The sequence below is a fragment of the Priestia sp. D3YE.R1 genome (genome assembly GCF_049199565.1).
GTDB lineage: Bacteria > Bacillota > Bacilli > Bacillales > Bacillaceae_H > Priestia > Priestia aryabhattai.
In genome coordinates this window covers 663,946-677,314 of record NZ_JBLTHW010000001.1, presented here as the reverse complement: position 1 = coordinate 677,314, position 13,369 = coordinate 663,946, and the positions used below count along the sequence as shown (strand labels likewise).

15 protein-coding genes are annotated in these 13,369 nt (G+C 39.8%); all 15 read right to left on the bottom strand.

Annotated elements, in window-relative coordinates; genetic code table 11:
* Nucleotides 1–71 precede the first annotated feature (71 nt).
* Entirely contained in the window at nt 72–839 is a 768-nt protein-coding gene (locus ACOZIR_RS03515; protein ID WP_045290156.1) for a ribonuclease HII, read from the bottom strand.
* A 108-nt stretch (nt 840–947) separates the two neighbouring features.
* The gene (gene ylqF / locus ACOZIR_RS03510; protein WP_421535508.1) at nt 948–1,814 is read right to left on the bottom strand and encodes a ribosome biogenesis GTPase YlqF; all 867 of its coding nucleotides are present in this window, start codon (nt 1,812–1,814) and stop codon (nt 948–950) included.
* A gap of 21 nt (nt 1,815–1,835) precedes the next feature.
* On the bottom strand, nt 1,836–2,387 hold the full coding sequence (gene lepB / locus ACOZIR_RS03505) for a signal peptidase I (protein ID WP_013058893.1): 552 nt from the start codon (nt 2,385–2,387) through the stop codon (nt 1,836–1,838).
* A 180-nt stretch (nt 2,388–2,567) separates the two neighbouring features.
* A complete protein-coding gene (rplS, locus tag ACOZIR_RS03500) occupies nt 2,568–2,912 on the bottom strand; it encodes a 50S ribosomal protein L19 (RefSeq protein ID WP_013084808.1) in 345 nt (114 codons plus the stop codon).
* 161 nt (nt 2,913–3,073) lie between these two features.
* The gene (trmD, locus tag ACOZIR_RS03495; RefSeq protein WP_045290160.1) at nt 3,074–3,814 is read right to left on the bottom strand and encodes a tRNA (guanosine(37)-N1)-methyltransferase TrmD; all 741 of its coding nucleotides are present in this window, start codon (nt 3,812–3,814) and stop codon (nt 3,074–3,076) included.
* Nucleotides 3,814–4,326: a ribosome maturation factor RimM gene (gene rimM, locus ACOZIR_RS03490; protein ID WP_045290162.1), complete on the bottom strand. Its 513-nt coding sequence runs from the start codon at nt 4,324–4,326 to the stop codon at nt 3,814–3,816. Before rimM ends, trmD begins: the two co-directional genes overlap by 1 nt.
* A gap of 12 nt (nt 4,327–4,338) precedes the next feature.
* Nucleotides 4,339–4,722: a YlqD family protein gene (locus ACOZIR_RS03485; protein WP_013058897.1), complete on the bottom strand. Its 384-nt coding sequence runs from the start codon at nt 4,720–4,722 to the stop codon at nt 4,339–4,341.
* 151 nt (nt 4,723–4,873) lie between these two features.
* Nucleotides 4,874–5,104, bottom strand: coding sequence for a KH domain-containing protein (locus ACOZIR_RS03480; RefSeq protein ID WP_013058898.1), 231 nt, complete (start codon nt 5,102–5,104; stop codon nt 4,874–4,876).
* Between the two features lie 11 nt (nt 5,105–5,115).
* Nucleotides 5,116–5,388 (bottom strand): 30S ribosomal protein S16, encoded by a 273-nt coding sequence (rpsP, locus tag ACOZIR_RS03475; RefSeq protein ID WP_013058899.1) that lies wholly within the window; start codon nt 5,386–5,388, stop codon nt 5,116–5,118.
* Nucleotides 5,389–5,524: 136 nt separating this feature from the next.
* Nucleotides 5,525–6,868 (bottom strand): signal recognition particle protein, encoded by a 1,344-nt coding sequence (gene ffh / locus ACOZIR_RS03470; protein WP_340141716.1) that lies wholly within the window; start codon nt 6,866–6,868, stop codon nt 5,525–5,527.
* A 12-nt stretch (nt 6,869–6,880) separates the two neighbouring features.
* Entirely contained in the window at nt 6,881–7,213 is a 333-nt protein-coding gene (locus ACOZIR_RS03465; RefSeq protein WP_013058901.1) for a putative DNA-binding protein, read from the bottom strand.
* 273 nt (nt 7,214–7,486) lie between these two features.
* Nucleotides 7,487–8,485: a signal recognition particle-docking protein FtsY gene (gene ftsY, locus ACOZIR_RS03460; protein ID WP_013058902.1), complete on the bottom strand. Its 999-nt coding sequence runs from the start codon at nt 8,483–8,485 to the stop codon at nt 7,487–7,489.
* 25 nt (nt 8,486–8,510) lie between these two features.
* Nucleotides 8,511–12,071 (bottom strand): chromosome segregation protein SMC, encoded by a 3,561-nt coding sequence (smc, locus tag ACOZIR_RS03455; protein WP_045290165.1) that lies wholly within the window; start codon nt 12,069–12,071, stop codon nt 8,511–8,513.
* A gap of 77 nt (nt 12,072–12,148) precedes the next feature.
* Nucleotides 12,149–12,895 carry a ribonuclease III gene (gene rnc / locus ACOZIR_RS03450; RefSeq protein WP_045290166.1) on the bottom strand — a complete coding sequence of 249 codons (747 nt, stop codon included), beginning with the start codon at nt 12,893–12,895 and terminating at the stop codon, nt 12,149–12,151.
* Between the two features lie 181 nt (nt 12,896–13,076).
* Nucleotides 13,077–13,310, bottom strand: a complete 234-nt coding sequence (gene acpP, locus ACOZIR_RS03445) for an acyl carrier protein (protein ID WP_013058905.1) — start codon at nt 13,308–13,310, stop codon at nt 13,077–13,079.
* Nucleotides 13,311–13,369: the final 59 nt, after the last annotated feature.

Below are 13,369 nucleotides of genomic sequence, written 5' to 3'. Positions count from 1 at the left end.
ATTCTTTTTAAGCCTAGAATCCCGCATTGAAACATGCGCTAAAAAGCAGAGATATGCTCGGGTATCATGTTCTAGTTTACTTGGTTTTTTATCGGTGCAAAAGATCGGCGATGTTCTGGCAAAATTCCATGTTGTTCGATTGCTTCTAAATGTTGTTTTGTTCCATACCCCATATGTTTTTCGAATCCGTATGCAGGATAGCGTTCACCAAGTTCTTTCATCATTCGATCTCGCGTCACTTTTGCAATAACAGAGCTTGCAGCAATCGAAATGCTTGTAGCATCGCCTTTAATGATTGACTGCTGCGAAATAGGCACCGGCAGCTTCATCGCATCAATAAGCAGTTCATCAGGCTGAACAGCCAGCAGTTCAATTGCTTCAATCATTGCCTTTTTTGTTGCTTCATAAATATTAATAGAATCAATGACCTCTGCGCCTATAATCCCTATACCGATAGCGACAGCTTTTTTACAAATTTCTTCATAAAACGCTTCTCGCTTTGCTTCTGATAACTTCTTTGAATCCGTCAGACCAGGGAGAAAAAAATCAGAAGGTAAAATAACAGCAGCCGCTACTACAGGCCCTGCTAACGGTCCTCTTCCTACTTCGTCTACTCCGGCAATATAAGTTGCTCCTTGACTGTATAATTCATTTTCATATGTCATCATTTCATCAAACTGTTGCTTCAAGCGCTCAGCAGCTTCAAATTGCCTTTGTTTTTGAATAATAACCTGTTGCACACCTTTACGCTCATCTTGCGCATATGCCTTAAATAAAGCATCTTCCGGGCTTCTCACTTGCTTTAGTTCCTCTTTTATTTCCTTAATACTCTTTTTCATTAGCTCCACCTTCTTTATCTCAACTTTTTCACACGGCCTTTTCACATAAAAAACGCCTCATGCTGAAAAGGCAGAGGCGTTTTTTTGCTTCAGTTCGCAATGTGTTGCTTACAGCTGTTGTTCAGCTTCATTTGGGTTATCAAATGTAAAAGTGCCAATTTTATCCGTTCGAATTTCTCGAAGAACAAGCTCAGCTGTTTTATCATAATCCACCATGCCGCCACCCATTAAACAGCCGCGGCGCGCTCCAATTGCATCAAACAGTTCCACGATATCTTCAGGGATTTCGTTTAAATCATAACGCTGCTTTAACTGTTCCGGAGAATGGCTAGAGAAGAAGCGCAGAGCATAAACAGCGACATCTTGCATATTTAAAATGGTATCATTGATAGCACCCGTTGTCGCAAGCTTATATCCAACTGTTTCATCTTCAAACTTAGGCCACAAAATACCTGGCGTATCAAGCAGCTCCAGCTCATTTCCTACCTTAATCCACTGCTGTGCCTGCGTCACGCCTGGACGATCTCCGGTCTTGGCGATTTTTTTGCTGGCAAGGCGATTAATCAGCGTTGATTTACCGACGTTAGGAATCCCTACAATCATCGCACGAATAGCACGGGGTTTTTTAACTCCTTTTGCGCGCATGCGGTCAAACTTCTCTTGAAGAAGTTCTTTGGAAGACGAAACAATTTGTTTCATTCCTTTACCTGCTTGTGCGTCAATAGCTAAGGCATAAATACCTTGTTCTTTATAATAATCTAACCATTGCTGAGTAACACGCGGATCCGCTTTGTCCACTTTATTCAGCAATACGATTCTCGGCTTGTTCACAATAATCTCATCAATCATCGGATTTCGCGATGATTGCGGAATGCGTGCATCAACCAGTTCGTATACAATATCAATCAATTTTAGCTTTTCAGTTACTTGTCTTCTGGCCTTGGCCATATGACCAGGAAACCATTGAATTGTCATATTTTACTCACCTTTTATATTTTACTTTGCAAAACGCGCTTCTTTAATCGGCCAGTATACAGCGCTCGTTTTACCAAGCACCTTGTCCATGCTCACAAAGCCAATCTGACGGCTGTCTTTACTGTAGCGTCGATTGTCTCCCATCACGAACAAATAGCCTTCTGGCACGGTCTTTTTACCCGTTACGTCTTCTAGTTTAAAATCTTCGGTTAAATTACCGTCAATCACTTCTTTTTTATACTGATCTAAATAGGGCTCTTTATAAGCTTTTCCATTTACATACAGCGTATCATTTCGATACTCAATATGATCACCCGGCAGTCCGATAATACGTTTTATGTAATCTTTTTCCGCTGTAGCATGAAAAACAATAATATCAAAGCGATCAGGATCACCAATCTTATAGGAGAACTTATTTACAATCATTCGATTTTGATCATGCAGCGTAGGCATCATAGAAAGTCCATCTACTACAATCGGGGCAAACAAAAAATAGCGAATTACAACAGCTAACAGTACGGCAATGGCGATTGCTTTTATCCATTCCCACAGTTCATTTTTCTTTCGAGCCATCTTCAGTCCTCCAACTCTTATGTCATACCTTTATTTTAAACGATAATGTTTGAAACGCCTAATAAATAAATAGAATAAAAAAATGATGACTTGTACGTCTATTTTTTCCTGTCAGAGAACGAATCGTTCTAAAAAAACATTTGAAAAAAGGAGCTTGTATGAACAAGCTCCCCTTTACTATTATCGAATTTCTTTAATACGCGCAGCTTTACCACGTAATTCACGTAGGTAATAAAGTTTCGCACGGCGTACTTTACCGCGGCGCATTACTTCGATTTTTGCAATTTTTGGCGTATGAAGTGGGAATGTACGCTCTACACCTACACCGTAAGAAATCTTACGTACTGTAAATGTTTCGCTGATACCACCGCCACGACGCTTAATAACAACACCTTCAAATACCTGAACACGTTCACGAGTACCCTCAACGATATTTACGTGTACACGTACAGTATCACCAGGACGGAACGTAGGAAGATCTGTTTTTAATTGTTCTTTTGTAATCTCTTCGATTAATTTTTGCATCGCGTGTTTCAACTCCTTCCAACAGACGCTCATACCAATGCTTTTCAATCATTGCAGCGGAACATCGTTATAGGTGACCAGACATCTGCCCAAGCCACAAAATCTATCTTAGCACACTCTTATACCGTATGCAACAGAGTTTATGCATAAATTTTATGGATTTATGAAAGCTGATTTTCTTCTTTTAATTGAGCTACTAGTTTCTTTTGCTCTTCTGTTAGCTCCATTTTTTCAAGCATATCCGGTCTTCGAAGCAACGTGCGCTTTAAAGACTCTTTTTGGCGCCACTGTTCAATTTTTTTATGATTTCCTGACATAAGTACTTCAGGAACTGTTAAGCCTCTAAAATCAGCAGGACGCGTATAGTGCGGGTGCTCTAATAAACCGGTGCTGTGTGAGTCTTGTACAGCTGAGTAATTATTGCCAAGCACATCAGGAAGCAGGCGAACAACGCTATCGATCACAACCATTGCACCAAGCTCGCCTCCGGTTAATACATAGTCACCAATTGAAATTTCATCGGTTACCAGCTGCTCACGAATTCGTTCATCATACCCTTCATAATGGCCGCAAATGAAAATTAGATGCTCTTCTGCTGCTAGCTCTTCTGCTTTTGCCTGCGTATAGCGTTCTCCTTGCGGACAAAGCAAAATCACCCGGGGCTTTTTTGCTGTTTCAGTGAGCTTTTCTACGGCGTCAAAAATAGGCTGCGGCGTCAATACCATTCCAGCACCTCCGCCGTAAGGATAATCATCCACATTTTGATGTTTGTTCGTAGAATATTCTCGGAAATTAACCACATTCAGTTCAACCGCATTTTTTTCCTGTGCTTTTTTCAAAATTGATTCGCCAAAAACACCGTCAAACATAGAAGGAAATAACGACAGTACATCAATTTTCATTAGTCCAATAATCCTTCCATTACTGTAATAACGATCTCTTTTTCATCTATATCAATAGATTGTACCACGTCGTCGATATAAGGAATAAGAACTTCTTTTCCGCCTTTTTTAACAACCCATACATCATTAGCTCCCGGCGTTAAAATTTCTTTGACCGTTCCTACCTCTACTCCGTCTTCTGTTTTTACTGTACAGCCAATAATTTCATGGAAATAGAATTCACCGTCTTCTAAATCCGTTAGCTGCTCCTCAGGAATTTTCACTTCGCAGTTTTTGTACTGCTCAACATCATTTACGTTGTGATAGCCTTCGAATGTAAGCAGATCAAAATTTTTATGCCTGCGATGGCTTGCTACCGTTACTTCCACCGGCTCGCTTTGCTTTTCTTTGAAGATATAAAGTTTATTTCCTTTTTCATAGCGCTCATCCGCAAAATCCGTAGTTGATACAATACGAACTTCTCCTTTTACACCATGGGTATTCACAATTTTTCCAACCTTAAACCATTTCATGCTTCTTCACCTCTATCTAATCTCAACAACTTTGCTATCTTTTATAATAATTGTTTTACTTTCTTTTATCTTTTCCCAATCGTCGCCGATTTTTACCTCTACTAAGGCATCCAGTTCCGTTTCAACGAGTTCGCTCCCTAAAGGAAGCTTTTCTAATTGCGTCAGCTGAAAGTTCAACACTTCAATTTTTTCAAGGCGAGCGGATTTTTCTTTTTCAAATTGACTATGTAATAAAGAAGAACCTTTATTGGCTTTTTCCATGTGCTTTAACTGAAATTTCAGCTGTTCCATTTCTTTTTCAAGCGCCTGCTTGCGGTTTATAAAACGATTTTCAAGATCTTGTTTGCTTGCTTCAGTTAACACTTGTTTCACAACCACTTTTTGAATAATGTTCAAAACGTTCCCTCCGCCCTCAAGATAGTGACCTTGTGCTTTTTACATGCATATTGAAATAGCTGCTTCTTGCTCGCAAAAGACTTACTGTGATCAAAACGTTCATCTTATCATAACATAAAAAAAGGGCGAGGTTATCCCTCTCCCTTTTTGATTACTCTTGAATTTTCACATACACTTTTTTACCTTGCTGTGATGCTGCTGCATTCACAACAGTTCGAATCGCTTTTGCAACGCGGCCTTGTTTGCCGATTACTTTGCCGACATCTTCTTGGTGAACGGTGAGGATGTATGTCACTTGACGTTCATCTTCTTGTTCCTCCACTTTAACATCAGCTGGATAATCCACAAGCGGCTTTACAATTGTTTCGATTAGTGATGTCATCTCGAGTGAAATTATTTTCCTAATTTAGCATTATGGAATTTTTCCATGATGCCTTCGTTAGAGAAAAGGTTACGAACTGTATCAGATGGTTTAGCACCATTTTGTAACCATTTAAGAGCTAGCTCTTCATCGATTTTAACTTCAGCTGGTTGAACTACAGGATTGTAAGTTCCAACTACTTCGATGTAACGTCCATCACGTGGTGAACGAGAGTCTGCTGCTACGATACGATAGAAAGGAGATTTTTTAGCTCCCATACGTTTTAAACGAATTTTTACTGCCATTTTATAAAGCACCTCCGAATATGTTTCAACAAGATAATATAATATCAAATAGGTAAAATGTTTGTAAAGGTTTTTTTCTTAACACTAGAAAAATATTTTATTTTCTTTGGTTTTTCAGTCCAAATCAAGCATTTTATCATGAAAAGAATGGAAGTTTCATACCCTTTTTCTTGCCTTTTGACATATTTGTCATTTGTTTCATCATTTTTTTCATGTCTTCAAATTGTTTAAGCAAACGGTTGACTTCTTGTACAGAACGTCCGCTTCCTTTTGCAATACGCTTTCTTCGACTTGCATTAATGATTTCAGGGTTTGTTTTTTCCGCTTTCGTCATCGAACGAATAATTGCTTCTACATGATTAATTTGCTTTTCATCAACCTGCAGGTTTTTGAGCCCCTTTACTTTATTGGCGCCCGGAAGCATACCAATTAACTCATCAAGCGGTCCCATTTGACGCACCTGAGCAAGTTGATCTAAAAAGTCATCAAATGTAAATGACTGCGTGCGCAGCTTAGCTTCAAGCTCTTTTGCTTTTTCAGCATCTACATTTGCCTGAGCCTTTTCGATAAGCGTCAGCACATCACCCATACCTAAGATACGGGAAGCCATACGCTCTGGGTGGAATGCTTCAATAGCATCCATCTTTTCTCCAAGACCGACAAACTTAATTGGTGTATCAGTTACTGCACGAATAGAAAGCGCTGCACCACCGCGCGTATCGCCGTCTAGTTTCGTTAATACAACTCCAGTTAATCCTAATTGCTTATTAAAGCTATCCGCAACGTTTACTGCATCTTGACCCGTCATCGCATCGACAACAAGGAAAATTTCGTCTGGGTTAGAAAGCTCTTTGATCTGTTCTAACTCCTCCATTAGATTTTCATCAACATGCAAACGTCCCGCTGTATCAATTAATACATAATCGTGATGCTCTTCTTTCGCATGAGCAATAGCTTGTTTCGCAATCTCCACAGGACTTACTTGATCACCTAATGAAAAAACAGACATGCTAAGCTGTTTCCCTAGTGTTTCAAGCTGTTTAATAGCTGCCGGACGATAAATATCTGCTGCTACAAGCAATGGATTACGGTTATATTTTTTACGTAATAAATTAGCAAGTTTACCAGTTGTTGTTGTTTTACCTGCACCTTGAAGCCCAACCATTATAATTACAGTTGGAGCTTTTGGAGCTACTGCAATCTTGCTTTGCTCTCCGCCCATAAGTGCAGTTAATTCTTCTTGTACAACCTTAATAACTTGCTGTCCAGGCGTTAAGCTCTTAAGAACGTCTTGACCTACAGCACGTTCGCTTACGCGCTTAACAAAGTCTTTTACTACTTTAAAGTTTACATCGGCTTCTAAAAGGGCAAGTCTAACTTCACGCATCATTTCTTTAACATCAGCTTCGTTAACTTTTCCTTTTCCTTTTAACTTTTGCAGTGTGCTTTGCAAACGGTCGGCTAATCCTTCAAATGCCATATGCGCCGCCCCCTAATCTAATTTCTCGAGCGAATCAAGAAGAGAAGAAAGCTTACTGTTCTTGTTTAAATCGGCTGCAAGTTCGTCTTTCAGTTGTTGAACAATTGATTGACGCTCTTGAAACCGTTGAAATAACAATAGCTTTTCCTCATATTGTTCAAGCATTTGCTCTGTACGTTTTATATTATCATAAACTGCTTGACGACTCACATCAAATTCTTCCGCTATTTCACCGAGGGAATAATCATCCAAGTAATAAAGTGACATATAACTTCTTTGTTTGGGCGTCAACAGCGCCTGATAGAAGTCAAATAAGTAATTCATTCTTGTTGTTTTCTCGAGCATATGCACGCTCTTTTCAACCATCTGACCGCCCCCTTGTTAAGTGAAAAGCCTTTACATGTTATTAGTTTAACTAGGCTAGGTTTGAATGTCAAGTTTTTTCCTTAACACCTCACATTTTTCCACTTAAAAGAGATGGAAACATAACTAAATTACTTCAGTTTAAAGACGAATAAATATGAAACCTGCGTCCACCCTACCAATGAAAAAATCCGAACGACTCATCGTTCGGATCTTCCTTCAACTTAGATACTTTTATCCCAGCCTCTTTTGAGCTTATGCCTCTTTTTCTGTTTCTTCTTCTACAGCATTGGCAAATAATCCATAGATATATTGCTCTGTGTCAAACGGCTGAAGGTCGTCTACTTTTTCTCCAAGTCCAACGAATTTAACAGGAAGCTTCAGTTCGTTTCGAATGGCAAGAACAATTCCGCCTTTAGCCGTACCATCTAGTTTTGTTAACACAATTCCAGTCACGTTCGTTGCTTCTGAGAATGTTTTAGCCTGACTTAAAGCGTTTTGACCCGTCGTCGCATCAAGCACCAGGAGTACTTCATGAGGAGCACCAGGAATTTCTCGCTCAATAACACGCTTTACTTTCTCTAATTCTTTCATTAAATTCACTTTGTTTTGAAGGCGCCCTGCTGTATCACATAATAAAACATCTGCTTTTCGAGCCTTGGCTGACTGAACGGCGTCATACATGACAGCGGCAGGATCAGAGCCTGCAGATTGCTTAATAACATCAACACCAACGCGTTCTCCCCATACTTCTAACTGCTCAATCGCACCGGCACGGAACGTATCTCCTGCCGCCATTACGACTTTTTTGCCTTCTTGCTTGAATTTATGCGCAATTTTCCCAATTGTTGTTGTTTTCCCAACGCCGTTTACCCCTACAAACAAAATCACCGTTAAATCATTTTGCTGCATATTCAGTTCACCAATCTGCTCTTCACCAGATTCATAAATATCAATTAATTTCTCAGAGATGACTGCCTGTACATCTTGAGGATCCTTAATATTACGGCGTTTCACTTCCGATTTTAAGTCATCAATTAAATCCAACACGGTAGCAACACCGACATCAGCACTAATTAAAATTTCTTCTAATTCCTCAAAAAACTCTTCGTCTACTTGACGATAGCGAGACACTAGATCATTCACGCGTTCTGAAAAAGAATTGCGCGTTTTTGATAGTCCATCTTTAAATTTTTGTGTAACAGAATCGGTTTGCATTGTAATTTTTTCTTTTAGTTTCTTAAAAAAGCTCATTCGTACCACCCTTTCATTCTATGAGTTAAACATATTGCTTTGATTCTTCTAAACGAACAGAGACTAATTTCGATACGCCAGATTCCTGCATCGTCACACCGTACAGTACATCAGCTTCTTCCATTGTACCTTTTCGGTGAGTAATAACAATGAACTGTGTTTGATTACTAAATTTGCGTAAATACGTAGCGAAGCGATGAACGTTTGCTTCATCAAGCGCCGCTTCCACCTCATCTAGCACACAAAATGGCACTGGACGTACTTTCAAAATAGAAAACAGGAGGGCAATAGCTGTTAACGAACGCTCGCCGCCTGACAGCAACCCTAGATTCTGAAGTTTTTTCCCAGGAGGCTGGGCAACAATTTCCACCCCTGTATTTAATAAATCTTTCGGATCTGTTAATTTCAAATCCGCTTTCCCTCCTCCGAATAGTGAAGAGAACACTGTACCAAATTCATTGCGGATACGAGAGAACGTATCAGAAAAACGTTTCTTCATTTCCTCGTCCATTTCTTCAATCACTTGATACAGGGTATTTTTCGCTTCGTCGAGGTCCGCTCGCTGTGTATTTAAAAATTCATAGCGCTCTGAAACGCGTTCATATTGTTCAATGGAACCTATGTTTACGGTTCCTAATTCATCAATTGCCAGCTTAATGAGCTTGATTTTTTTTCTCGCTTCTTGAATATCCAATGTTAAAGGATACTTTTCTTTTGCTGCTTCAAAGCTAATTTCGTACTCTTCTGTCAGCTGCTGCAGACGGCTGTCTAGCTCTACGTCAATTCGATTGATTTTGACTTCTTCATCTTTTAAAGCATCCGTAATTTGTTTGTACTGGCGCTGCAGCTCTTTTACAATTCTCTCTTCGTCTTCAAGTTTATTCTGGGCTTTCAACCGCTCTGATCTGCAGTCATCCATTAATTGTAACGTTTCTGTCTTTTCTTTTATTCGCTCATGCGCCGCTTCTTCGAGCTGAAGTTCACCCGAGTCGTTGCTCGTGATTTCACTCGTTAAAAGAGAAAGATCATCTGTAGCTTCGGACAAACGCTGAATGGTTTGATCAAGCTCAAAGCACACTCTTTCATATTTTTCTTGCTGATTTGTGAGGAACTGTTCTTTTTTGGCAAGAAGCACTTTTACTTCTGTAAGCTCATGTTGAACCGTTTCTTTAGACGTTTGCTGCGTATGCTTGCGTGCAGCTAACTCTTCAATGTTTTTCTCTAATACATTTGCCTGCTGCTGATTTCCCTGCAAACTCGTATGCAGCTCATCAATTCGAGCGGACAAGCTCGTTTGGTCTTGTCTAAAGCTAGCAATATCATGATCGTACATCGTTAAGCGGTCATTCACTGCTTTTTCTTCGATGTCAATCTGCTTTACTTCTCGGTCAGATTCCTGCTCTTTGTCTTTCAAGCGTTCCACAAATGCCTGCTGTTTATTAATTTCCTGTTGAAGCTCTTCGATCTGTGACTTTTTGTCTTTTACATCTTGCTCGAGCACAAGCGTCTTTTGTTCCATCTCTTCTATTTTTGCCGTAATGGCTTCCACTTCACGCTGGCGGCCTAACAAAGAGTTGGACTTTTGCTTCATTGAACCGCCTGTCATCGAACCACCGGGGTTGACGACATCTCCTTTAACGGTCACAAAACGATAGCGATGCTGCACAAGACGGGCAAGTTCATTTGCACCTTTTAAATCATTGACAACAATAACGGTTCCAAGCAAATTTTTAATAACTCGGTCGTAGGTAGCTTCATATTTAACAAGAGATGAAGCAATTCCCACATAAGAGTCGTGACTCTCTAGCATAGAGATAGTTTGAGCCGGAATATAACGGTCTTTGACAGACGTCAGTGGCAAAAACGTAGCTCTTCCGTAACCGTGTTGTTTCAAAAAACCAATTGCCTGACGTGCACTTTGTTCGTCTTGAACGACAATATGCTGAGCTGCTCCTCCAAGCGCAATTTCAAGCGCTGTTTCATACTCTTTTGGGACATTGATTAGCTCCGCAATGGCACCTTTAATACCTGCAAGCTTCTCATCACGCGCTTTTAGCACTTCTTTTACACCGTGAAAATAACCTTCATAGTCTTCTTGCATTTCTTCAAGCATTTCTTTACGCGATTTTGTCTGCTGAACGTACTGATAAGCTTGATAAAGCGTAGACTCTTGTTTACGGTAGGCTTGTCTTAAGGACTCAAGCTTCTCTCCTTGCTGCTTATACACTTGTACAGCCTGCTGAAGCTCTTGACGAAACTGAGCGAGCCTTTTGATCGCCGCTTCTTTTCGCTGCGTTAATTCACGGCGCTGTTCGACGTATTGCTCGTTGGATTTTGTTAAGCGCTGCTCTTTTTCAAACGTTTGCATTTTTTGCTGCTCTAAAAATGATATTTCATTTCGAGCGGATGTTTGAGCGTTCGCTAATTCAAAATACTCGCTTTTCATCTGTTCAAGTTTTTCTTCTAAATTCTCACTGTACTGCCTGAACAACTGCTCCTGCTCAGTAAGCTTCATACGTATCTCTTGCACTTCTTTTTGAGACTGCTCAAGATCTTTTCCTTCATTATCTTTTGCTTTACTTAATTCTTGATGCTTATGAGTATACTCTTTTACTAAACGTTCCAGCTGCTCTTTATTTTGAAAAGCATTTTTCTTGCGCTCTTTTAATACTTCTTTTTTGCCTTCTAGCTTTTCCACTTCTTCACTTACATATAGTAGTTTTTTATGTAAAGAGTCTAGCTGTTCATCGATTTGCTGAATATGCAAACGAAGAGTCTGGATTTCTCCTTCACGCGTGCGAATATTCGTCGCGAGAGACTCTTCAAGCTGCTCGTGCTGAGCCATTTCAGCTTTTAACTTTTCCCATTTCTGATGAAGATCTTCAACTTCAAATACCGTAACAGCCACATCAATGTGCTCTAATTCTTCTTTTTTCTGCAAATAATCTTTTGCAATCGACGATTGAATCTGTAAAGGCTCTAACTGACCTTCAATTTCATGCAGAATATCTACCACTCGATTTAAATTTTCTTGCGTTTCGAGAAGTCGAAGCTCCGCTTTTCGTTTACGCGTTTTATATTTTAATACCCCTGCTGCTTCTTCAAAAATTTTACGGCGCTCGTCAGATTTACTGCTCAGCACTTCTTCTACTTTTCCTTGACTGATAATAGAAAAAGCTTCTCTTCCAAGTCCTGAGTCCATAAATAAATCGACAATATCTTTTAAACGGCACGGCTGGTTGTTAATAAAAAATTCACTGTCTCCTGAGCGGTACACGCGCCTTGTAATACTAACTTCATGATAATCAAGCGGAAGAAACTGGTCATCATTTTCCAAAGTCAGCGTTACGTCAGCCACGTTTACCGCACGGCGTGATTCGCTTCCTGCAAAAATAATGTCCTCCATTTTCCCTCCGCGAAGCGATTTGGCTGACTGTTCTCCAAGCACCCAGCGTATAGCATCCGTAATGTTGCTTTTTCCGCTTCCATTCGGTCCTACTACCGCCGTTACACCTGGCACAAAATCTATCGATACTTTTTCTGCAAACGATTTGAACCCTGCAATATCTAATCGTTTGAGGAACATAGAAATCCCCCCTCACACATGTAATCTTTTCATAGCAAATCCCCCTTTATAACGAATGCGTTAAGAGGGGGATCATTTTATTTCGTTTGACTTGCTCTAATTTTCGTAATAGCTACTTGAGCTGCTTTTTGCTCTGCTTCTTTTTTCGAACGGCCTACACCAATGCCGAGCTCTTCACCATTTAACGATACGCGAGATAAGAATTCGCGATTATGCGCTGGACCTTTTTCTTGCAAAACTTTGTATTCTAATTGTCCAACTCCATCACGCTGAATCACTTCTTGAAGCTGGCTTTTGAAATCCATCACATGAGAAAAAGCACCTTCATTAATTTTTGGAAAGACAACTTTTTTTAGAATCGTCACTACCGTATCAAGCCCTTGGTCTAAATAAAGAGCTCCGATAAATGCTTCAAACACATCGGCCAGTAAAGCCGGTCTAGATCGGCCGCCTGTCATCTCTTCACCTTTTCCAAGTAACACTAGTTTACCAAAATCCATTTCATTTGCAAAAGTAACAAGCGACGGTTCACACACAACTGCTGCGCGAAGCTTCGTTAACTCACCTTCACTCATCGTTGGATACTTTTTAAATAAAAATTGTGATACGGTTAGCTCTAATACGGCATCTCCTAAAAACTCAAGACGCTCGTTGTCCTCATACGGTCTTCTGCGATGCTCATTCACATAGGATGAATGTGTAAATGCTTGAAAAAGAAGCGCTTCATTTGTAAACTGAATACCAATTTCCTTTTGAAACTCTGCAAAATTTTGCTTGAATTTCACGTTCATCTTTCGATCTCGATTTGAATATTGTTTAGGCATAAAATACCTCCGCTTACCTGCTTCAATTGTTTCGTAGTTTTTTCCTAACATCTCTCATTATAAAACGAGGTATCCTAAAAGATACACTACCTTTTCAAAAAAAAGAGGTCTTTTTTTGAAATTCTTAAAAAGAAGAGAAAGCCCCGCTGTTTAACGGGGCTTTTCATACATATACTACAGATTAAATTTGGCTCTGTATGTAATTAACTGCATCTCCTACAGTTGAAATTTTTTCAGCTTCTTCGTCAGAAATTTCGATATCGAATTCCTCTTCAAGCTCCATTACAAATTCAACTACGTCTAGAGAGTCAGCACCTAAGTCTTCTTTGAAACTAGATTCTAGTTTCACTTCACTTTTGTCTACACCAAGACGATCAACAATGATTGTTGTTACGCGTTCTAGTACCTCTGCCATTGTTCTTCACCTCCCCTCAAGTCATTATAGATGATTTCCATCTAAAATACTATGGTTGA

Bases quoted from the DNA above. Each gene is read 5' to 3' on its own strand.
- ACOZIR_RS03515 (WP_045290156.1), bottom strand. From the start codon at position 839: ATGAAAAAGAGTATTAAGGAAATAAAAGAGGAACTAAAGCAAGTGAGA.
- ylqF (WP_421535508.1), bottom strand. From the start codon at position 1,814: ATGACAATTCAATGGTTTCCTGGTCATATGGCCAAGGCCAGAAGACAA.
- lepB (WP_013058893.1), bottom strand. From the start codon at position 2,387: ATGGCTCGAAAGAAAAATGAACTGTGGGAATGGATAAAAGCAATCGCC.
- rplS (WP_013084808.1), bottom strand. From the start codon at position 2,912: ATGCAAAAATTAATCGAAGAGATTACAAAAGAACAATTAAAAACAGAT.
- trmD (WP_045290160.1), bottom strand. From the start codon at position 3,814: ATGAAAATTGATGTACTGTCGTTATTTCCTTCTATGTTTGACGGTGTT.
- rimM (WP_045290162.1), bottom strand. From the start codon at position 4,326: ATGAAATGGTTTAAGGTTGGAAAAATTGTGAATACCCATGGTGTAAAA.
- ACOZIR_RS03480 (WP_013058898.1), bottom strand. From the start codon at position 5,104: ATGACATCACTAATCGAAACAATTGTAAAGCCGCTTGTGGATTATCCA.
- rpsP (WP_013058899.1), bottom strand. From the start codon at position 5,388: ATGGCAGTAAAAATTCGTTTAAAACGTATGGGAGCTAAAAAATCTCCT.
- ffh (WP_340141716.1), bottom strand. From the start codon at position 6,868: ATGGCATTTGAAGGATTAGCCGACCGTTTGCAAAGCACACTGCAAAAG.
- ACOZIR_RS03465 (WP_013058901.1), bottom strand. From the start codon at position 7,213: ATGCTCGAGAAAACAACAAGAATGAATTACTTATTTGACTTCTATCAG.
- ftsY (WP_013058902.1), bottom strand. From the start codon at position 8,485: ATGAGCTTTTTTAAGAAACTAAAAGAAAAAATTACAATGCAAACCGAT.
- smc (WP_045290165.1), bottom strand. From the start codon at position 12,071: ATGTTCCTCAAACGATTAGATATTGCAGGGTTCAAATCGTTTGCAGAA.
- rnc (WP_045290166.1), bottom strand. From the start codon at position 12,895: ATGCCTAAACAATATTCAAATCGAGATCGAAAGATGAACGTGAAATTC.
- acpP (WP_013058905.1), bottom strand. From the start codon at position 13,310: ATGGCAGAGGTACTAGAACGCGTAACAACAATCATTGTTGATCGTCTT.